The sequence below is a fragment of the Pseudomonas sp. TE31087 genome (genome assembly GCF_057284075.1).
The window spans coordinates 2,872,501-2,892,041 of record NZ_JBXVNN010000001.1 but is presented as its reverse complement, the minus strand read 5'-3'; the positions used below and the strand labels follow the sequence as shown (position 1 = coordinate 2,892,041).

The window sequence follows — 19,541 nt, the reverse complement described above, 5'->3', positions numbered from 1 at the left end:
GCCATCACGGAGAAATTTCGCGACTTTATCAGTGCGTCTTTTTCTTATGCGATAGGGGGTTTCCTTAGTCGGACTAAGGTTTTTCCCTTCGCACCCGCATTGCATCGTCCGTTTGTCACGCTTCTTTAATCTGGAGTTGCTCATGAGTACTGCATTGCCTTCGCTGGGGTTTGCCGGGATCGGCCTGATGGGCCTGCCGATGTGCCGTCGGCTGCTGGCCGCCGGGTATCCGCTGACCGTGTGGAACCGCAGCCCGGACAAATGCGCCGAGCTGGTCGCCGCCGGTGCGCGACTGGCCGCCAGCCCCGCCGAGCTGTGCCAGGCGACGGACATGGTGCTGCTGTGCCTGGCCGACACGGCGGTGGTGCGCGAGGTGGTGTTCGGCGAGCAGGGCGTGGCCCAGGGCGGGCGCAACGGTCAGTTGCTGGTGGACTTCTCCAGCCTTGAGCCAACCGCCACTCGGGAGATGGCCGCCGAGCTGGCCGCCCTGTGCGGCATGGCCTGGCTCGATGCGCCGGTGTCCGGTGGCACGCCGGGGGCCGAGGCCGGCACCCTGGCGATCATGGTCGGTGGCGAGGCGGATGATCTCGAGCGGGCGCGGCCGGTGCTGCTGACCCTGGGCCAGCGGGTCACGCACATGGGCGCGGTGGGCGCCGGCCAGGTGACCAAGGCGTGCAACCAGATGATCGTGGCCTGCAATGCATTGGTAATCGCCGAGGTAGTGGCGCTGGCCGAGCAGTCAGGGGTCGATGCGCGGCTGATCGCCGAGGCGCTGGCCGGAGGTTTTGCCGACTCCAGGCCGCTGCAGATCCTTGCCCCGCAGATGGCCGAGAGCCGCTTCGAGCCGGTCAAGTGGCATGTGCGTACCTTGCTCAAGGACCTTGACACCGCGGTGAAATTCTCCCGCGAGCAGGGCTCGGCGACGCCGCTCAGTGGCCTCGCCGCGCAATTGATGCGCCTGCACGGTAGCCAGGGTTATCTGCAAAAAGATCCGGCGACCCTGGTAGCGCTGTATCGCAACAAGGACTGAGGTCGCCCGGCTGGCGGTCGAGCCGTTCGAGGATCGGCCGCAGCTCGGACAGCGGCACCGGCCGGCTGAGCAGGTAGCCCTGCAGGTAGTCGCAGCCATGGCTGGCGAGGAACTCATGCTGCTCGACGGTCTCGACGCCTTCGGTGACCACCTTCAGGTGCAGGGTGTGGGCCATGATGATGATCGCCTGGACGATCTCCCGGTCCTTCTGGCTGCCCGGCACGTCCTGGATGAACGAGCGGTCGATCTTCAGCACGTCCAGCGGCAGGCGCTTGAGGTAGGCCAGTGACGAATAGCCGGTGCCGAAGTCGTCGATCGACAGCGCCACGCCCTGGGCGCGGATGCGCTTGAGCAGGCTGATGGTGTGGTGAATGTCGCCCATCAGCGCGTTTTCGGTGACCTCCAGCTCCAGCTGGCGCGGCGCCAGGCCGGCCTGGAACAGCGCCATCTCCACTTCGGTGGCCAGCTCCTCGCGGCCGAGGGTGAGCGCCGAGCAGTTCACCGTGACCTTCAGTTCGCCATAGCCATGGCGATTGAGCTGGGCCAGGTCCTCGCAGGCCCGGCGCAGCACCCACAGGTCCAGCTCGGCGATCAGGCCATTGGCCTCGGCGATGCAGATGAAGCGGTCGGGGCTGAGCAAGCCGTGTTGCGGGTGCTGCCAGCGCACCAGGGCCTCGAGCTTGGCGACCTGGCCGCTGCGCAGGTCGAAGATCGGCTGGTAGTGCACGCACAGGCCGCGCTCCTCGAACAGCGCCACACGCAGTTCCTCTTCCAGTTGCAGCTCCAGGGTGGCGCGGGTCTTCAGGCCGTTGTTGAAGAAGTTCAGGCTGTTGCGCCCGCAGCCCTTGGACTGGTACAGCGCCAGGTCGGCGTTCTTCAGCAGTTCCTCGGTGCTCTGGCCATCGTCGGGGAAGATGCTGATGCCGATGCTGGTGGTCATCACCATGCGGCGGCCCGCCAGGTCGATCGGCTCCTTCATTCGTTGCATGATGCGCTGGGCCAGATGACGGGCCTCGTCGCGGCTGTTGAGACTGGTGACGATGCAGAACTCGTCGCCGCCGAAGCGCGCCACCAGGTCCTGGCCGCGGGTGGCGGCCTTGATATGGTCGGCGATGACCTTGAGCAGCTCGTCGCCGGCGGCATGCCCGAGGCTGTCGTTGATGCGTTTGAAATGGTCGATATCGAGGAACATCACCGCCAGCATGCCCTCATGGGCGGCCTGCTCGGCCAGGCGCTCGGCGAACACCTGGTTGAAACCGCGGCGGTTGACCAGGTTGGTCAGGGCGTCGTAGTGGGCGGCCTGCTGCAGTGAGGCACGGGCCTGGTCGAGCTGGCTGAGCAGCACATTGACCCGGCGCAGGTCGTGTTCCTTGCTTTGCAGCTTCTTGTCGGCCAGCGCCGCGCTGATGCTGCCGCCGCTGATCAGCAGGGTGATGACGGCGATGGTCAGCGCCAGTTGCAGACTGTTGTCGGCCGAGGGCAGGCGCAGGGCGGTTTCGCCAGGAATCACCAGGGTCATGGCAGCCATGCCGGTGAAATGGGTCAGCACGATGCCGCCGGCCATCAACAGGCTGGCGCCGTACTTGAGCAGCAGGTGCAAGGTGCCGCTGCCCTTGTTGAAATAACGGGCCATCAGCAGCGCCAGCAGGCTGACGAGTACGGCGATGCCGATGGAGGCGAGCAGCAGGCCGGTCTGGTAGTACTGCTGGGCGCTGGTCTGCAGGGCGGCCATGCCGGTGTAGTGCATGAGGCTGATGCCCAGGCCGATGAACAGCGCGGTCTGCAGGTAGTGGCGCATGCGCATTTCGCTGCGGTTGAGGCTGTTCATCGCCAGCCAGGCGGCGAGCAGGGCCACCAGCAGCGACAGGCCGGTCAATGGCGCGTCGAAGTGGATCTCCAGCGGCGCCTGGAACGCCAGCATGCTGATGAAGTGCATGGCCCAGATCCCGCCGGCCAGGCAGCAGGCGCCGAGCACCCGCCATTGCCGGCGGGCGAAACGGTCATCGCAGTGGCTTTGCCTTTCGCTCATGTCCAGCGTGGCGAAACAGGCGGCGCTGGCCACGATAAAGGCGAGCAGCACCAGGAAGGGGTTGTGTCGACAGTCGAGGATGATCTGTCCGGTCGCCGGCAGCTCGGCGAACAATTGCAGTCCCAGCCACTCCATTGCAGGCCTCTTCGTCGAGTCTTCACTCGTCCCCAAAAAGCACGGATGGAGACTGTTCCTGCTGGAGTATAGGAACGGGTGCTTAAGCCTTCCTGATTAATGGCACTTTGGTTTCTACCATTTGGATATGAAGGCAATAGCTGGATGGTCTAAACGGATACCGCTGCCCCGCACGATCCCTGTAGAAGCGGCCTTGTGCCGCGAAAGGGGCGCGTAGCGGCCCCACGATTTCAGCGACACTGCCAAAAAGCTGGGGCCGCGCTGCGGCCCTTTCGCGGCACAAGGCCGCTCCTACAGAGGATGCGTGAGTCCTGATCAACCGGCGACAAGCACCCGGATTGCCTCGAGACGCAGCGCCGCTTTTTCCAGCGCCGCCAGCCCTTCTTCGCGCTGCTTGCTCAGCGCATCGATCTCGCTGTCACGCACGCTCGGGTTCACGGCCTTCAGCGCGGTCAGGCGCGCCAACTCCTCGTCGGCCTCGGCGGTAAGCCGCTGCCGGGCCTGGGCCACGCGCTCGTCGTGGATCGGCAGGACCTTGGCTTCGCCGGCGGCGATGCGCTTGGCCAGCACGTCGCGCTGGGCCTGGACGAACTTGTTGGCGCTGGCCTTGGGCACGCTTTCGAGCTGGTCGTTGAGGGTTTCGAACGCCACACGCGGGCCCAGGTCGTTGCCGTTGGTGTCCAGCAGGCAACGCAGCGCCGCCGGCGGCAGGTAACGGCCCAGCTGCAGGCTGCGCGGGGCGACCACTTCACTGACGTAGAGCAGTTCGAGCAGCACGGTACCGGGCTTGAGCGCCTTGTTCTTGATCAGCGCAACCGCGGTGTTGCCCATCGAGCCGGACAGCACCAGGTCCATGCCGCCCTGAACCATCGGGTGTTCCCAGGTCAGGAACTGCATGTCCTCGCGTGACAGCGCCTGGCCACGGTCGTAGGTGATGGTTACGCCTTCGTCGTCGCCCAGCGGGAAGCTGGCGTCGAGCATCTTCTCGCTCGGCTTGAGGATCAGGGCGTTTTCCGAATGGTCCTCGCTGTCGATGCCGAAGGCGTCGAACAGGGTTTCCATGTAGATCGGCAGGGCGAACTGGTCGTCCTGTTCGAGAATGGCCTCGACCAGCGCCTGGCCTTCGCCGGCGCCCCCGGAGTTGAGCTCCAGCAGGCGGTCGCGGCCGGTGTGCAGCTCGGCTTCCAGGCGCTCGCGCTCGGCGCGGGCCTCGGCCACCAGCTTGCCCCAGCTCTTCTCGTCACTGTCGGCCAGCAGCGGCAGCAGACGCGGGCCGAACTGGTGCTGCAGGGCGTTGCCGGTCGGGCAGGTGTTGAGGAAGGCGTTGAGGCCTTCGTGGTACCACTGGAACAGGCGCTCCTGCGGGCTGTCCTGCAGGTACGGGATGTGCAGCTGGATCGTGTGCTTCTGGCCGATCCGGTCGAGACGGCCGATGCGCTGCTCGAGCAGGTCGGGGTGGGCCGGCAGGTCGAACATCACCAGGTGATGGGCGAACTGGAAGTTGCGGCCCTCACTGCCGATCTCGGAGCAGATCAGCACCTGGGCGCCGAATTCCTCGTCGGCGAAGTAGGCGGCGGCGCGGTCGCGCTCGAGGATGCTCATGCCTTCATGGAACACCGTGGCCGGGATGCCGGAGCGCACGCGCAGGGCGTCTTCCAGGTCCATGGCGGTCTCGGCGTGGGCGCAGATCACCAGGACCTTGGTGCGTTTGAGCATCTTCAGGGTGTCGATCAGCCAGTCGACCCGTGGGTCGAAACGCCACCAGCGCTCGTCGTCGCCGCTCTCGCCCTGGGCCTGGAAGGCCACTTCCGGGTACAGCTCGGCGCGCTCGCCCGAGGGCAGCTCGGCGTAGGCGTCGGGGTTGGCCAGCGGGTAGGGGTGCAGCTGGCGCTCGGGGAAGCCCTGGATCGCCGCGCGGGTGTTGCGGAACAGCACGCGGCCGGTGCCGTGGCGATCGAGCAGCTCGCGGATCAGGCGGGCACTGGCCTGGCTGTCGCCATCGCTGACCGCGGCCAGCAGGGCCTCGCCTTCGGCGCCGAGGAAGCCCTGGATGGTGGCGTGGGCCTTCGGCGACAGACGGCCTTCGTCGAGCAGTTCCTGCACGGCTTCGGCCACCGGGCGATAGTGCTCGCTCTCGGCGCGGAAGGCGGCCAGGTCGTGGAAACGGTTGGGGTCGAGCAGGCGCAGGCGAGCGAAGTGGCTGTCCTGGCCGAGCTGTTCCGGGGTGGCGGTGAGCAGCAGCACGCCCGGGATGACCTGGGCCAGTTGCTCGACCAGCGCATATTCGGCGCTGGCCTGCTCCTCGTGCCAGACCAGGTGGTGGGCCTCGTCGACCACCATCAGGTCCCAGCCTGCGGCGAACAGCGCGTCCTGGGCCTTCTCGTCCTCGACCAGCCATTCCAGGGCCACCAGCGCCAGCTGGGCATCCTCGAACGGGTTGCTGGCGTCGCTCTCGATGAAGCGCTCGGCGTCGAACAGCGCCACCTGCAGGTTGAAGCGTCGGCGCATTTCCACCAGCCACTGGTGCTGGAGGTTCTCGGGCACCAGGATCAGCACGCGGTTGGCGCGCCCGGACAGCAGCTGGCGGTGGATCACAAGGCCCGCCTCGATGGTCTTGCCCAGGCCCACTTCGTCGGCCAGCAGGACCCGTGGGGCGATGCGGTCGGCCACTTCACGGGCGATGTGCAACTGGTGGGCGATGGGTTGGGCGCGCACGCCGCCCAGGCCCCACAGCGACGAGAGCATCTGCTTGCTGGTGTGCTGCAGGGTGTTGTAGCGCAGCGAGAACCACGACAGCGGGTCGATCTGCCCGGCGAACAGGCGGTCGCTGGCGAGGCGGAACTGGATGAAGTTCGACAACTGCGTCTCGGGCAGGGTGCGCGGCTGGTTCTGGCCGTCGATGCCGTGGTAGACCATCAGGCCGTCGATGTCCTCGACCTCCTGCACGGTCAGCTTCCAGCCTTCGAAGTGGGTGATCAGGTCGCCGGGCGAGAAGCGCACGCGGGTCAGCGGCGCATTGCGTAGCGAGTACTGGCGGGTGTCGCCCGTGGCCGGGTAGAGCACGGTCAACAGGCGGCCATCCTGCGCCAGGATGGTCCCAAGACCGAGCTCGGCTTCGCTGTCGCTGATCCAGCGTTGCCCCGGTTGATACTGCTGCGCCATACTGCCAAAACTCCCGCGATGAAAAAGCCGACTATGTTAACGGATCGGCTTCGCCAGACCAATGAATGTGAAGAGTCTAGCGCTTTCATCGACGAACACCGTCCCGTCACGAGGGCCACGCGCCAACATGGTTGCCAAGCACCGCTGGTTGAACGTCACCCTGGGCCTGGGCAGCCTCGCGCTGCTGGCCGCCTGCGAACAGAAGAGCTTCGAAGTCCTGCCGCCGATTCCGGTCGAGCAACTGGAGGTGCTCGGTGTGCAGACGCCGATCAAGAGCGTGCACTTCCATGACCGCGAGGGCGAAGGCCTGCTGGTGCTGAGCCGGGTCGATGGCCAGGCCACCGACCCCGATACCGAGGAGGAAGTCGACAAGGTGGTGCTCAAGGCCACACTGTATGGCCGCGCTGCCGGTGGTGACGCCTTCAAGGCGCGCTGGCAGATCGAACAGGAGACCACCTGCGCCGGGCTGGACCTGGACGTCGACTTCTATACCGATGTCAGCGATGTCGGCGACCTGAACAAGGACGGTGTCGCCGAAGTGACGGTGGCAAGCCATGCTTTCTGCGGCGGCGGCATCGACCCCCATGACATCGCCATCGAGATGCGTGAGGGCCAGGCGATCTACACCATCACCGGCCAGTCGCTGATCAGCCCGCCCGGTGAAGACGCGTTCGGCGGCGAGCGCGAGGACAGCGCCTCGCTCAAGAGCGCCCCGCAGGTCGTGCGCGAGCACATGGATGCTGTCTGGCAACAGGTCTACAAGCGGCCCTGGAGCGAGTCGAGCGCCGCGCCCGACGACGACCCGGACGAAGAAGCCGAGTAAGCCCGCGCTATACTCCAGCGCAGTGTGGCCTTGTGATACGCCGCACACCTTTGACCGCGGGCATTCAAGGCGGCGCACCACCAGCCGATAACAAGGCTACAGGAGACCCATCATGCTGCCGCCGATCATCCCGCTCAGTGCCGCCCCCGTGACCTCGCAACAGGATCCGGTCAAGCCGCCGCCGACCATCCCGCCGGTGGTACCCGCGCAGCCGACCTCCAGCGACGGCACCATCGACCTCAAGCACCACCGCGACCCCGAGGAGCAGACCTTGCTGCTGCGCGAGGAGCAGCGCCGCCAGCAGCAACGGCGCAAGCAGGCCGAAGGGGACCGCTACGAAGCCGTGCCCGGCGAGGAGCTCAACGCCGACAACACCGTGCCGGTGGCGCCGATGGGCGAGCGCACGCGCCAGGGGCTGTTGGTGGATATCGAAGTCTGACCAGGCTCTGTACGAAATGTATCTGCACTCGCCCATACTGCGTTGAAACGGGGCTCGGAATGCTCATGTACTCCAGTACACTCCGCTTCCTCCCCCCGTTTCGCCTTGTCTGGCCTTCGCGCAGACACATTTCGTACAGACCCTAGTCAGCACTGTCGCTTGCCTTCATCATGAAGGCCTCTGCTGTCCGTCGAGCCCACCATGAGCCAAGACAACCTGATCGATTTCGGTGCCGAACGCGCCAAACGCATCCACGACCTCAACGACAAGCGCCTGAACGACATGCGCCAGGCCTTCGAGCAGGCCATGCCGCTGGCCCAGGCCAAGAAGAAAAAGCCCAAGGGCAAACCCAAGAAGCGCTGAAACTTGATGCAGGTCAACCCTGCACCCGCCTCGCGCGCCCGGCCTCGGGCGCCATTGGACTCCGGTCAATTTTCCCCCTCCCGGCATTGGTTACCTTGCACCCATCGGATGACGGCACATCAAGGGAGGGGCCGACATGTTCTTCGACAACGTGGTTATCGCCGGTGTGGTAACGGTCGGGTTGATGTTGGCGTTCTTCGCCGGTCTGGGCATTTTCATCTGGAAGGACTCGAAAAAGCGCAATCAGCGCTGATCCTTCCCGATTCACGAGCACGCAAGGCATTTAGGGCGACTTCGGTCGCCCATTTTTTTTGCCTGTATTTTCATCACGGGGTGGGGCCTGCCGACGAACGGGGCGCATCGCGCCCCGGATACATCCATCTCAGGGCTGCTGGGCGGTCGCCGCCAGCACGATCTCGCGAATGCACACCTGCTGCGGCTGCTGGTAGGCCCAGACGATCGCCCCGGCCACATCCTCGGCGCTCAGCACCACGCCACCCATGTCATTGGCCTTCCACGCCTCGTAGTCGCGCTTGATGCCCTCGTCGGTGGTGTGCCCGAGCAACTCGGTCTCCACCGCGCCCGGGGCGATGGTCACCACCCGCACATTGTGCGGCGCCAGCTCCTCGCGCAGGTTCTCCGACAGCCCGTGCACGGCGAACTTGCTGCCCACGTAGGCGACATGGTTGGGGAAGGTCTTGCGCCCGGCCACGGAGCTGACGTTGATCAGCGTGCCGTGGCGCCGCTCGATCATCCCGCTGACCAGCGCATGCACGCCGTTGAGCAGGCCCTTGACGTTGATGTCGAACATGCGCTCCCACTGCTCCGGATCCTGCTCGTGCATCTGCCCCAGCAGCATCACGCCTGCGTTGTTCACCAGGGCATCGGCCGGGCCGTACAGCGCTTCGGCCTCGGCCACGGCGGCGACCAGCGCCGCCCGGTCGCGGATATCCACGGCGCGGCACAGGCAATCGGGGAGCGCCAGCGCCTCGAGGCGTTCCAGGCGCCGGGCGATCAGCAGCAGCGGATGCCCTGCGGCGCTAAAGCGCCGGGCGGTGGCGGCGCCGATACCGGAGCTGGCGCCAGTGACGATGATCAGGGGTTTGTTCATGGTTGCCTCCAAGGCATAATCGCTTTCGATGGCCAGGATTCTAGATAGCGCTCGCGGCCATGAAAAACGGCTTATTTCTCTGGCTGGCATCGGTTCTATCTATGGATATCCGTCATCTCAAGGCATTCATCGCGGTCTTCGAAGCGCGCAACATCACTGTAGCCGCCCAGCGTTTGTGCGTGGCCCAGCCGACCTTGTCGGTGACCATTCGCCAGCTGGAAGAGGACCTTGGCGCCGAACTGTTCCTGCGCCAGGCCCGCGGCGTCGAAGTCAGCGAACACGCCCGCGAGCTGTATCCCCAGGCCTGCCGCATGGTGGCCGAGGCCGAGGCCTTGCGCCTGAGGTTTCGCCAGGGGCAGGAGCGGGTGCCATTGGCGCTGGGCATCGAGGCGGACATTGCGCCGGCTCAGGTCGAGGCCTGCGTGCGCCTGGCCAGCCAGGCGGTGGCTGGTTTGCAGTTGACCCTGCTGGAAGGCTGCGACGGCGACGCTCGCTTGGCCGACGAGGCCCAGCGTTGCGAGGATGAACTGTTCCTGGCGCTGTGGGAGGAAGCGTTCGTGCGGGTGATGGCCACCGGCAGCCAGCCGGACGGGCGCTGGGTCACCTGCCCGCAGCACCCTTCGCACCAACGCCTGATGGGCTTGTATGACGGGGGCGAGCAGGTCGGCCAGGCCGGTTCGTTGCAACTGGTCCTGGCCATGGTCGCCGCCGGGCAAGGCGCGGCCTGGTTGCCGCAGTCGCTGGTCGAGCGTTGCCCGGGCGTCTACTGGCAGCCGGGCAGTGGCCTGGCGCTGCGGCGTCGGGTCGGGCTGTGCATGTCCCACGAGGCCTTGGCACTGCCCGCCGTGGCGGCGCTGCATCAGGCCCTGAGCCGCGTTTGAAGGGTGGTAGGCGTTTCTACGTGTAGGAGCGGCCTTGTGCCGCGAAAGGGCTGCGCAGCAGCCCCGGCAATCTTTGCATCAACGCTGAAATCCCGGGGCTGCTGCGCAGCCCTTTCGCGGCACAAGGCCGCTCCTACACAGGAACTGCGCATCGACTGGACAACGCGCGCCTAGAGAAACATCCCCCCAGACACCTCCAGCCGCTGCCCCGTGATCCAGCCATTGCCATCCTCCAGCAACAGGGCGATGGCCGCACCGATATCGTCGGGCAGGCCGACGCGTCCCAGCGCCGTGTTGCCGGCGATGTAGTCATTGACCTGCTGGTTGTCGCGCACCACGCCACCGCCGAAGTCGGTCTCGATGGCGCCCGGCGCAAGAATGTTCACGCGGATGCCGCGCGCGCCCAGCTCCTTGGCCTGGTAGCGGGTCAGCACCTCCATGGCGCCCTTCATGGCCGCATAGGCAGCGTAGCCGGGCAGGGCGAAGCGGGTCAGCCCGGTGGAGATGTTGACGATTCGCCCGCCGTCGGCCAGCAGCGGCAGCAGGCGCTGGGTGAGGAAGAACGGCCCTTTGAGCTGGATGTTCAGCAACTGGTCGAACTGCGCCTCGCTGGTCTCGCTGAACGGCGCGTTCAGGCCGATGCCGGCGTTGTTCACCAGGAAGTCCAGCTGGCGGCGGCCGAACTGCTGTTCGAGGATGTCGCCCAGGCGCTCGGCGAAGGCGGCGAAACTGGCACTGTCGCTGACATCCAGTTGCAGCATGGCGGCGCGCACGCCGGCCTGCTCCAGCGAGGCGGCCACGGCGCGGGCCTCGTCGGCCTTGCTGTGATAGGTGCCGATGATGTCGATACCGCGAGCGGCCAGGTGTTCGGCGGTGTTCTTGCCCAGGCCGCGGCTGGCGCCGGTGATCAGTGCGATCTTGCGAGTCATGTCGATTACCTCGGTGGGGTGGCTGTTGAATGACAGGTTATTGATCGGTTGATGGCTGTTAAATCCACGGATTCCGGAAATACTGTTCGTATAGAATGGACAATCGGAGCCCGTGATGAACAAGCTGGAGCTGTTGCGCACCTTTGTCAGGGTCAGCGAACTGAGCAGTTTCACCCTGGCCGGCGAAAGCCTGGGCTTGCCGCGCTCGACCGTCTCCGAGCAGGTGCGGGCGCTGGAGCGGTTGCTCGGCACGCGCCTGTTCAACCGCACCACGCGACGGGTGCAGACCACCCAGGACGGCGCCTTGCTCTACGAGCGCAGCAAGGACCTGCTGTCGGGCATGGACGAGATCGAAAGCCTGTTCAGCGCCGACGATGCCGAGTTGGCCGGGCGTTTGCGCATCGACCTGCCGACCATGATGGCGCGGCGGCTGATCGTGCCGGCGCTGCCAGGGTTCCTTGAGCGTTTTCCGCGTCTGGAGGTGGAGCTCAGTTGCACCGACCGCAAGGTCGACCTGCTGCGCGAAGGCTTCGACTGCGTGATGCGCATCGGCGCGCTCAGCGACCTGGATGTGGTGGCCCGTCCGGTGGGGCGCCTGAGCATGCGCAACTGCGCCAGCCCCGCCTACCTCGAGCGGTACGGCGTGCCGCAGAACCTGCAGGACCTGGCTGGCCATCGGTTGGTCCACTATGTGCGCAACCTCGGTGCCCGCAGCGCCGGGTTCGAATACGAGCAGGATGGCGAGCTGCGCTTTCAGGACATGGCCGGCGTGGTCACGGTGAACAATGCCGAAGCCTACTCCGCCGCCTGCCTGGCCGGGCTCGGGCTGATCCAGGTGCCGGCGGTGGGCGTCGATGAACACCTGCGCAACGGTGAACTGGTATCGCTGCTCGAACCCTGGCAGGCGCGGGCCATGCCGGTGTCGCTTTTGTATGCGCGGCAGCGCCATGTGCCGCGCCGGGTGCAGGCGTTCATGAACTGGCTGGCGGCGCTGCTGGCGTCGCAGGTCGACCCGGTGACGGCGCCAACCGGCTGACACGGGAAGGGTGAGAAAGCGTGGCGAAGGTTCCGCCAGTTGCGTTAGGCTGGCACCTGCGCGTCGCCCGTCAGAGGTGACCGTTCCCTGCGTGCGTCACTTCCGAATTTTGCGAGGTTACGCCATGGCCATCACTTCCCAGGACATCTGCAACGCCGCCGACCAGCTCAAGGGCTTTGTCGGCTTCCACGGCAAGCGCGGCATTCATATCGTGCGGTTTTCCGAAGATTCGTTCGGCATGGATGTCGCCGACGACAGCATTACCCCCTGCAACGAGTTCGTCTGGCGGCACGAGTCCGATACGCGCATGGCATTGTGCCGGGAGCGCCTGGCCTTGTTGCTGGAGCAGCATGTGGACGACCGGCTGAACATCGGCGAGCCGCTGCGCATCTACCTCCAGCGCACCGACCTGCCGGAGATCGTGGCCGAACGCAGCCTGCGCTGAAGGCGTCTCCCAAGGGCAAACGCAATCCCTGTAGAACCCGCCCAGTCCTTCGGGCTGCGCTGTCGCGCAGGAAAAAGAGTTTTAAGCATCACCTGCGTGGGAGCGGGCTTGCCCCGCGATGCGATGTTTGGCACCGGCTTTGCCGGTGATCCGGGCGGTGCGGCGTTCCGACAAGACCGCTCCCACAGAGATACAGCTCCCTCTCCCGAGGGACTCAAGACACATCCTGCTGGCGCACCTCCCGGCCCGCCAGCAGCGCCTCGAACCCCGCCCGGTCCACCGGCTTGCTCAGGTAGTAGCCCTGGACCTCATGGCACTGCTCCTTGTCCAGCGCCTGCAGCTGCTGCTCGGTCTCCACCCCCTCGGCGGTGACCGTCAGCCCCATGGCCTTGCCCAGGTTGATGATGGCCTGGACCACCGCACGGTCGTTGCCGCTCTGGCTGCTGAGCCCGGCGATGAAGCGCTTGTCGATCTTGATGCTGTCAAACGGGTAGGTGCGCAGGTAACCCAGCGACGAGTACCCGGTGCCGAAATCGTCCATGTTCAGGCGCACGCCCAGCTCTTTGAGCGCGAGCATGGTGCCCAACGCGCCTTCGATGTCGTTGAGCATCACGTTCTCGGTGATCTCCAGTTCCAGGCGCTGGGCCGGGAAGCCGGTGTCCAGCAGCACCTGGCGCACATCAGCGACCACATCGCTGCGGGAGAACTGCGCCGGCGACAGGTTGACCGAGACCAGCAGTTCGTCGGGCCAGTCGCGGGCATTGCGGCAAGCCTCGGCCAGCACCCAGCGACCAAGAGGCACGATCAGGTCGCTCTGCTCGGCCAGGGGAATGAAGGTGTCCGGCCCGAGCAGGCCTTCCTCGGGATGCTGCCAGCGCAACAAGGCCTCCACCGAGACGATGCTCAGGTCGTCCAGGCGGTAGCGCGGCTGGTAGTGCAGGACGAACTCGTGCTGTTTGATCGCCCGACGCAGGTCGTTTTCCAGTTGCCGGCGGTACTGGATCTGCTGGTTCATCTCCGGCGAGAAGTAACGCCAGGTGTTCTTGCCGTCGGCCTTGGCCTGGTACAAGGCGATGTCGGCGCAGCGGATCAGCTCGCCGGCATCGTAGCCCTGGGCCCGGGTCTGGGCGATGCCGATGCTGGCGCCGATGTGCAACTGGTGTTCCTCGTAGGCGATGGGTTGCTGCAGCAGGTCGAGCAGGCGGGCGCAGAAGCGGTCGATCTCGCTGCGGTTGTCCAGGCCATGCAGCACCAGGACGAACTCGTCGCCGCCCAGGCGGGCTACCAGGTCGTTGTCGCGGGTGGTGTCGCGCAGGCGGCCGGCCACCTCCTGCAGTACCGCGTCGCCGGCCGGGTGGCCGAGGGAATCGTTGATCGGCTTGAAGCTGTCCAGGTCGAGCAGCAGCAAGGTCAGCGGCGGTGAATCGCTGCCGCGCAACAGTGCCTGCTCAAGGTGGCGCGACAACTTGTTGCGGTTGGCCAGGCCAGTCAGGGCATCGTGCATCGACAGGTGCTGGATGCGGGCATGGGCGGCGACCTCGTCGGTGATGTCGCTGGCGGTACCGCGAAAGCCGGCGAGCTTGCCCTCGTAGATGATCGAGCGCGCCGATACGCGGCAGTAACGGTTTTGCCCGCTGGCGTCATCGTAGTTGCAGCGCAGGTTGGCCAGTTGCTGCGGGTTTTCGTCGGCCTGGCTGTCGAGCCAAGGCAAAAGCGGTGTAGTGTCGCAGGCCAGCAATTGGTTGAGCGGCTGGCCTATCCAGTCCTCTAGCCGGTAACCGGTGACGCTGACGAAGCGCTGCGACAGGTAGGTCAGGCGGTGCTGGCGGTCGGTTTCCCAGATCCAGTCGGACGCGGCCTCGGCTACCGCGCGAAAGCGCTGTTCGCTCGCCTCCAGGGCACGGTTGCTCTGCTGCAGGCGCAGCAGGCTGTCGTCGATGGCGCGGGAGCTGCGCAGGGCATGGCGAAACAGGTAGAGCAGCACCAGGCCGAGCACCAGCAGCACCGCCAGCAGCGGTGGCAGGAAGGCGTGGAGCAGTTGGCGGCCCGGCAGCGGCGTGTTCCAGGCCAGGTGATAGCCGGTTTCGCCCAGGGCTATATACGGTTGTCCGGCCTGGGCAGAGCCGTTCTTCTCCAGGCGCATGCCGGTCAGGCCAGCGCCCTTGCCCAGCACGGCGAGCTTGGCCTCGGTCAGCTGGTCGACGAACACCATCACCGGCGCCTGGCGCACATCCGCCTCGCTCACCTCTTTATCCGGGCGCACCGCCGCCGCGCTGAGCACTGCGGGCCAGCCGTTGAAACGCACGAAGTGGGTCACCTGCTCGCGGGCGGGGGCCGCCTTGCGCGCCGCGTCGATGAGCGCCGCCAAGGGGCTGTCGATATGGGCGCTGGCCGGCGAGTCGGTGGGCTTGCCCTTGAACAGGGCGTAGGTGGTGCGGCCATCCTCGACCACGAACACGCCTTCGTAGCCGCTGGCGCTGTACAGCGACTCGCCGACGTTCTTCTCGTCATAGGCCCACTGCCAGTCGACCTTGCCGACCAGATGTTCATAGGCGACGTCCCAGACGGCGTAGCTGGAGAGGAACTGCCGCGAGGCCACCAGCCGCTGCTCCAGCGCCTGGGTAGCCTGGAAGGTACTCTGCTCCTGCGCCTGGCGGTCCAGCGTGGCGGCGATGTTGAACAGCGCCACCAGGGTGAACACGCAGGCAAGCCCGAACAGCGCGCAGAAGCCGCCGACCAGGCGTCGCACCTGCAGGCGCGAGGTGGGGCTGGAGGATGAAAGGTCGACGTTCCTGTCCATGTACGGGCGACTCCTTCAACTGCTGTCTGCGCCCGCGGCCTGGGCGAAGGTTCAGTCAGGATAGGCCAGCTTGAGCATGGCGGCCTCGCCGCGGGCGAAATTGACCTGGTCGCGGCCCTGGTGCTTGGCGGCGTACAGGGCCTTGTCGGCCTGTTCCAGCCAATGCTCGGGCGAGGCGAGGGTGGCGCGGAAGTCCGCCAGGCCGATGCTCAGGCTGATGCGCAGGTCCGGCAGTTGCGGGTTGCGGTAGGCGCCGACGCGCTCGCGCAGGCGTTCCATGGCCTGGCAGGCCTGGGCCTCCTGGGCGCCGGGGAGGATCACACAGAACTCGTCGCCGCCGTAGCGCCCGGCCAGGTCGTCCTCGCGCAGGCTGCGCCGCAGTTCCTGGCTGAGCTGGCGCAGCACGCAGTCGCCGACCACATGGCCGTAGGTGTCGTTGATGGTCTTGAAGTGGTCGATGTCGATCAGGGCGATGACCGCCGGCAGCTGTTGTTGCTGGCAGATCTGGAACTTGAGCAGCAGCAGGTCTTTCCATGAGCCATGGTTGAGCAGGCCGGTGAGGCTGTCGGTGCGGCTCAGGGCGCTGAGGCGGCGCTTGTGCTCGGCCAGCTTGATCGCCAGCTGGTAGCACACCCAGCCCAGGGCCAGGGGGTAGAAGGTGAGCATCGGCAGGCAGGCGAGCACCTGCAACTGCGTGGCCTGGAGCTGCAGGCCGGTGCCGAGCAGGGCGCTGGCCAGCAGCATGCCGCCCAGCTGGGCCAGCAGGCCGCGCAGCAGCACCCGTTTGCCACCGGCGGCGACGTTGTTCATGGTCATCATCGACAGGATGGTCACGGTGGGCAGCGGGTTGAAATGCATCGCCGCGGTCCAGAACCCGCCCATCAGCGAGTCCAGCAGGATGTTGCGCTGTTCGGCCTGGTAGGGCGTGGCCGAGCGCCGAGCCCACTGATAGGCCACATGAGGCCAGAGCAAGCCGTTGAACAGCAGCAGGGCCCAGGCCCACTGCGGCGGGTTCAGCGGGGCGATGGCGGCCATCACGCTGAACAGGCCGATCCCCAGGCCGATGATGCGCGGCAGGTAGATGCGCCTGACGAAAGAGAGCCCCTTGCCGCTGCGGTTGTCGATCATGGTTGTCGTTCTTCTGTGGGGCGCCGTTTATCGCATAAGTCGTGTGAATATTGTTGAACAATCGTTCATCGGCGAAAAATGACCTTACAAGCCATTTCACGGTTGATCCGACCCTGTGGAGTAATATGAAGGCTTTCCTCTTATGCGGAGTGCTGCTGCTCATGGTCCCCATGGCTACCCCCGCCGGCGAGCCGGCACCGCACCGGGACGGACGCTTTCACAACCAGGGTCGAGCTGCCCCGGGATGGCGTGCTCAAGAAGCTGCGCATCGGCGTCAAGTACCTGCTGTTGCGCAAGCCGCCGCACACCCGGCCAGATGCGGCGCTGAGCCTGCAGCCGATGACCCGCCAGCAGGTGGCCGACGCGCCGGATCACAGTCTGTGGCGCCTCGGCCACTCCACCGTACTGCTCAAGCTGCGCGGGCGCTTCTTCATTACCGACCCGGTGTTCGCCGAGCGCGCCTCGCCGGTACAGTGGGCCGGGCCGTTGCGCTTCCATGCGCCACCGTTGGCGCTCGACGACCTGCCGCCGCTGACCGCGGTGATCCTGTCCCATGACCATTTCGACCACCTCGACGAGCAGGCCATCCGCCGGCTGGCGCCACGCACCGAGCATTTTCTCGCACCGCTGGGGGTGGGCGACCTGCTCATCGAGTGGGGCGTGCCGCCGGCCAAGGTGCGGCAGCTGGACTGGTGGCAGGAAACCGAAATCGAAGGCGTGCGCTTCGCCGCCACGCCGGCACAGCACTTCTCTGGGCGCGGGTTGTTCGACAGTAACCGCAGGCTGTGGGCGTCCTGGGTGATGATCGACGAAGGGCTGCGGCTGTTCTTCAGCGGCGACACCGGTTACTTCGCCGGTTTTCGCGAGATCGGCGAGCGCTACGGGCCGTTCGACCTGACCTTGATGGAGACCGGCGCCTACAACGTTGCCTGGCCCAATGTGCACATGCAGCCGGAGCAGACCCTGCAGGCGCACCGGGATCTGAAAGGCCGTTGGCTGCTGCCGATTCACAACGGTACCTTCGACCTGTCGATCCACAGCTGGCAGGAACCCTTCGAGCGCATCCTGGCGCTGGCCAATGCCGCCCAGGTGCAACTGAGTACGCCGCAGATGGGCGAGCGGGTCAGCCTTGACTCGCCGCATCCGGGGCAGAACTGGTGGCGGCCGCGGCCATTGCCGCAGCGGGGCAGGTCATCCGAGCGGGCGGTGGCAGCGCGCTAGTCCTTGACCTGCTTGTCGTCCTTCAACAGTTTCGAGGGCGGCTTGCCGCTGTCGCTGCGCACCTGGGCGTGGCTGATCAAGGCGAAGATGAAACTGCCGCCAATGATGTTGCCGGCCAGGGTGGGCAGGGCAAAGTCGAGCCAGAAGGCGCTCCAGCTCTGCTCGCCGGCCCAGACCAGATAGGACACCTCGACCGAGCCCACTACTATATGAGTGAAGTCGCCCAGGGCCATCAGGTAGGTGATCATCAGGATGATCCAGATCTTGGCGTGCTCCATGGACGGGATCATCCAGACCATGGTGGCGATCATCCAGCCCGAGACGATGCCCTTGGCGAACATCTGGCCGATACCGTTCTCCATCACCTTGCGGCCCACATCCAGGAAGGCGATGTCGGTCTTGCTGTCGAAGATCGGCAGTTCGAGCATTACCCAGGCCACCAGCAGGGTGCCGGCCAGGTTGCCGAGCAGGACGATGGTCCACAGGCGCAGCAGGCGGCACAGGTTGATGAGGGTGGGGGTGGTCATCAACGGCAGCACGGCGGTCAGGGTGTTCTCGGTGAACAGTTGCTGGCGGGCGAGGATCACTGCCAGAAAGCCTGCGCTGTAGCCCAGGCTGGCGACTACCTGGGCGCTGTCGCCCTCGGGCAGGCGAGCATAGAACAGCCCCATGGCCATCAATGACAGGCCCATGGTCAGGCCGGCCGCCAGCGCCGACCACCACAGGGCGGCGAGGGTGCGCTCCAACTCCTGGTCGCCCTGGGCGCGGATGATCTCGTGCAGCACCGCCGCCCGGGGCGGCTGGTTATGGCTGACTTCCTGCTCTTCGTCCGGCGACAGCCCCGGGGTCTTCTCGCTCTGTGCATCGCTCATGGCAGCCGCTCCGCTTGCGTGTTTCTCTACAGAGCGGCAACCGCGCCGAATAGTTGCCGAGCGGCCGCCGGATGGCGATCGAAAGTTTTTTCAGATCAAGGTGTTGACTCTGAAATCAAACCGCGTATTATTCGCCCTCCTCGCAGCGTTGAACGCCACGAGGCAAGCGGTAAGTTGTTGAGGTTGAAGGTGTTTTGCAGAAAGCAGCTTCGAAAAAAACTTCAAAACAACGCTTGACAGCAAAAGAGGAAAGCGTAGAATGCGCGCCTCGGTTGAGATGAAAAGCTCTTAACCAATCGCTCTTTAACAAATTGAATCAAGCAATTCGTGTGGGTGCTTGTGAGTATGGACTGATAGTCGCCAAGATTATCAGCATCACAAGTGGCCATGCGAGAAATCACATAGTCATTTGAGATTGCTGAGCCAAGTTTAGGGTTTCTTAAAAACCCAAGCAGTATTGAACTGAAGAGTTTGATCATGGCTCAGATTGAACGCTGGCGGCAGGCCTAACACATGCAAGTCGAGCGGATGACGGGAGCTTGCTCCTTGATTCAGCGGCGGACGGGTGAGTAATGCCTAGGAATCTGCCTGGTAGTGGGGGACAACGTTTCGAAAGGAACGCTAATACCGCATACGTCCTACGGGAGAAAGCAGGGGACCTTCGGGCCTTGCGCTATCAGATGAGCCTAGGTCGGATTAGCTAGTAGGTGAGGTAATGGCTCACCTAGGCGACGATCCGTAACTGGTCTGAGAGGATGATCAGTCACACTGGAACTGAGACACGGTCCAGACTCCTACGGGAGGCAGCAGTGGGGAATATTGGACAATGGGCGAAAGCCTGATCCAGCCATGCCGCGTGTGTGAAGAAGGTCTTCGGATTGTAAAGCACTTTAAGTTGGGAGGAAGGGTTGTACGTTAATACCGTGCAATTTTGACGTTACCGACAGAATAAGCACCGGCTAACTCTGTGCCAGCAGCCGCGGTAATACAGAGGGTGCAAGCGTTAATCGGAATTACTGGGCGTAAAGCGCGCGTAGGTGGTTTGTTAAGTTGGATGTGAAAGCCCCGGGCTCAACCTGGGAACTGCATCCAAAACTGGCAAGCTAGAGTACGGTAGAGGGTGGTGGAATTTCCTGT

15 protein-coding genes, 1 rRNA gene and 1 pseudogene (1 of these 17 running past the window's edge) are annotated in these 19,541 nt (G+C 65.1%); 10 read left to right on the top strand and 7 right to left on the bottom strand.

From position 1 onward, the window contains the following. The first annotated feature begins 142 nt into the window (after nt 1–142). Nucleotides 143–1,030 carry an NAD(P)-dependent oxidoreductase gene (locus tag ACZ899_RS12990; protein ID WP_234562507.1) on the top strand — a complete coding sequence of 296 codons (888 nt, stop codon included), beginning with the start codon at nt 143–145 and terminating at the stop codon, nt 1,028–1,030. On the opposite strand, the gene ACZ899_RS12985 is transcribed toward ACZ899_RS12990, so the two are convergent. Together ACZ899_RS12985 and rapA are read right to left on the bottom strand one after the other, a co-directional pair. Next, nucleotides 930–3,194, bottom strand: a complete 2,265-nt coding sequence (locus tag ACZ899_RS12985) for a putative bifunctional diguanylate cyclase/phosphodiesterase (RefSeq protein ID WP_234562508.1) — start codon at nt 3,192–3,194, stop codon at nt 930–932. The genes ACZ899_RS12990 and ACZ899_RS12985 overlap by 101 nt on opposite strands. A 315-nt stretch (nt 3,195–3,509) precedes the next feature. Beyond that, nucleotides 3,510–6,356, bottom strand: coding sequence for an RNA polymerase-associated protein RapA (gene rapA / locus ACZ899_RS12980; RefSeq protein ID WP_234562509.1), 2,847 nt, complete (start codon nt 6,354–6,356; stop codon nt 3,510–3,512). A gap of 127 nt (nt 6,357–6,483) precedes the next feature. Between rapA and ACZ899_RS12975 the strand changes: the two genes are divergently transcribed. The 4 genes from ACZ899_RS12975 (at nt 6,484) to ccoM (ending at nt 8,234) form a co-directional block, all read left to right on the top strand. Beyond that, a complete protein-coding gene (locus tag ACZ899_RS12975; protein ID WP_062573086.1) occupies nt 6,484–7,179 on the top strand; it encodes a M949_RS01915 family surface polysaccharide biosynthesis protein in 696 nt (231 codons plus the stop codon). A gap of 112 nt (nt 7,180–7,291) precedes the next feature. Then, nucleotides 7,292–7,618 carry an aspartate-semialdehyde dehydrogenase gene (locus ACZ899_RS12970; RefSeq protein WP_110739592.1) on the top strand — a complete coding sequence of 109 codons (327 nt, stop codon included), beginning with the start codon at nt 7,292–7,294 and terminating at the stop codon, nt 7,616–7,618. A gap of 201 nt (nt 7,619–7,819) precedes the next feature. Continuing rightward, complete coding sequence (locus ACZ899_RS12965; RefSeq protein WP_096048546.1) at nt 7,820–7,981, top strand: hypothetical protein; 162 nt, start codon at nt 7,820–7,822, stop codon at nt 7,979–7,981. Nucleotides 7,982–8,117: 136 nt separating this feature from the next. After that, nucleotides 8,118–8,234: a cytochrome c oxidase subunit CcoM gene (gene ccoM, locus ACZ899_RS12960; protein ID WP_023629476.1), complete on the top strand. Its 117-nt coding sequence runs from the start codon at nt 8,118–8,120 to the stop codon at nt 8,232–8,234. 129 nt (nt 8,235–8,363) lie between these two features. Here ccoM and ACZ899_RS12955 read toward each other — a convergent pair whose 3' ends face one another. Continuing rightward, a complete protein-coding gene (locus ACZ899_RS12955; RefSeq protein WP_203647728.1) occupies nt 8,364–9,092 on the bottom strand; it encodes an SDR family oxidoreductase in 729 nt (242 codons plus the stop codon). Between the two features lie 101 nt (nt 9,093–9,193). Between ACZ899_RS12955 and ACZ899_RS12950 the strand changes: the two genes are divergently transcribed. Beyond that, entirely contained in the window at nt 9,194–9,973 is a 780-nt protein-coding gene (locus tag ACZ899_RS12950; RefSeq protein ID WP_203647727.1) for a LysR family transcriptional regulator, read from the top strand. A gap of 170 nt (nt 9,974–10,143) precedes the next feature. Here the strand turns inward: ACZ899_RS12950 and ACZ899_RS12945 are convergent, their stop codons facing one another. Further along, a complete protein-coding gene (locus ACZ899_RS12945) occupies nt 10,144–10,902 on the bottom strand; it encodes an SDR family NAD(P)-dependent oxidoreductase (protein ID WP_234562510.1) in 759 nt (252 codons plus the stop codon). Nucleotides 10,903–11,017: 115 nt separating this feature from the next. On the opposite strand from ACZ899_RS12945, the gene ACZ899_RS12940 reads away from it, so the two are divergent. Continuing rightward, on the top strand, nt 11,018–11,938 hold the full coding sequence (locus tag ACZ899_RS12940; RefSeq protein ID WP_234562511.1) for a LysR family transcriptional regulator: 921 nt from the start codon (nt 11,018–11,020) through the stop codon (nt 11,936–11,938). A 124-nt stretch (nt 11,939–12,062) separates the two neighbouring features. Continuing rightward, the gene (locus ACZ899_RS12935; RefSeq protein ID WP_234562512.1) at nt 12,063–12,383 is read left to right on the top strand and encodes a DUF2025 family protein; all 321 of its coding nucleotides are present in this window, start codon (nt 12,063–12,065) and stop codon (nt 12,381–12,383) included. 214 nt (nt 12,384–12,597) lie between these two features. On the opposite strand, the gene ACZ899_RS12930 is transcribed toward ACZ899_RS12935, so the two are convergent. Together ACZ899_RS12930 and ACZ899_RS12925 are read right to left on the bottom strand one after the other, a co-directional pair. Further along, nucleotides 12,598–15,183, bottom strand: coding sequence for a bifunctional diguanylate cyclase/phosphodiesterase (locus ACZ899_RS12930; RefSeq protein ID WP_234562513.1), 2,586 nt, complete (start codon nt 15,181–15,183; stop codon nt 12,598–12,600). Between the two features lie 51 nt (nt 15,184–15,234). Beyond that, the gene (locus ACZ899_RS12925; RefSeq protein WP_234562514.1) at nt 15,235–16,311 is read right to left on the bottom strand and encodes a diguanylate cyclase; all 1,077 of its coding nucleotides are present in this window, start codon (nt 16,309–16,311) and stop codon (nt 15,235–15,237) included. Nucleotides 16,312–16,436: 125 nt separating this feature from the next. Between ACZ899_RS12925 and ACZ899_RS12920 the strand changes: the two are divergent. Next, nucleotides 16,437–17,532, top strand: a pseudogene (locus ACZ899_RS12920) (MBL fold metallo-hydrolase). Here ACZ899_RS12920 and ACZ899_RS12915 read toward each other — a convergent pair. Then, nucleotides 17,529–18,404, bottom strand: coding sequence for a formate/nitrite transporter family protein (locus ACZ899_RS12915; protein ID WP_234562516.1), 876 nt, complete (start codon nt 18,402–18,404; stop codon nt 17,529–17,531). The pseudogene ACZ899_RS12920 and the gene ACZ899_RS12915 overlap by 4 nt on opposite strands. Before the next feature lie 459 nt (nt 18,405–18,863). Between ACZ899_RS12915 and ACZ899_RS12910 the strand changes: the two genes are divergently transcribed. Then, nucleotides 18,864–19,541, top strand: a 16S ribosomal RNA gene (locus tag ACZ899_RS12910); it runs 859 nt beyond the window's last position.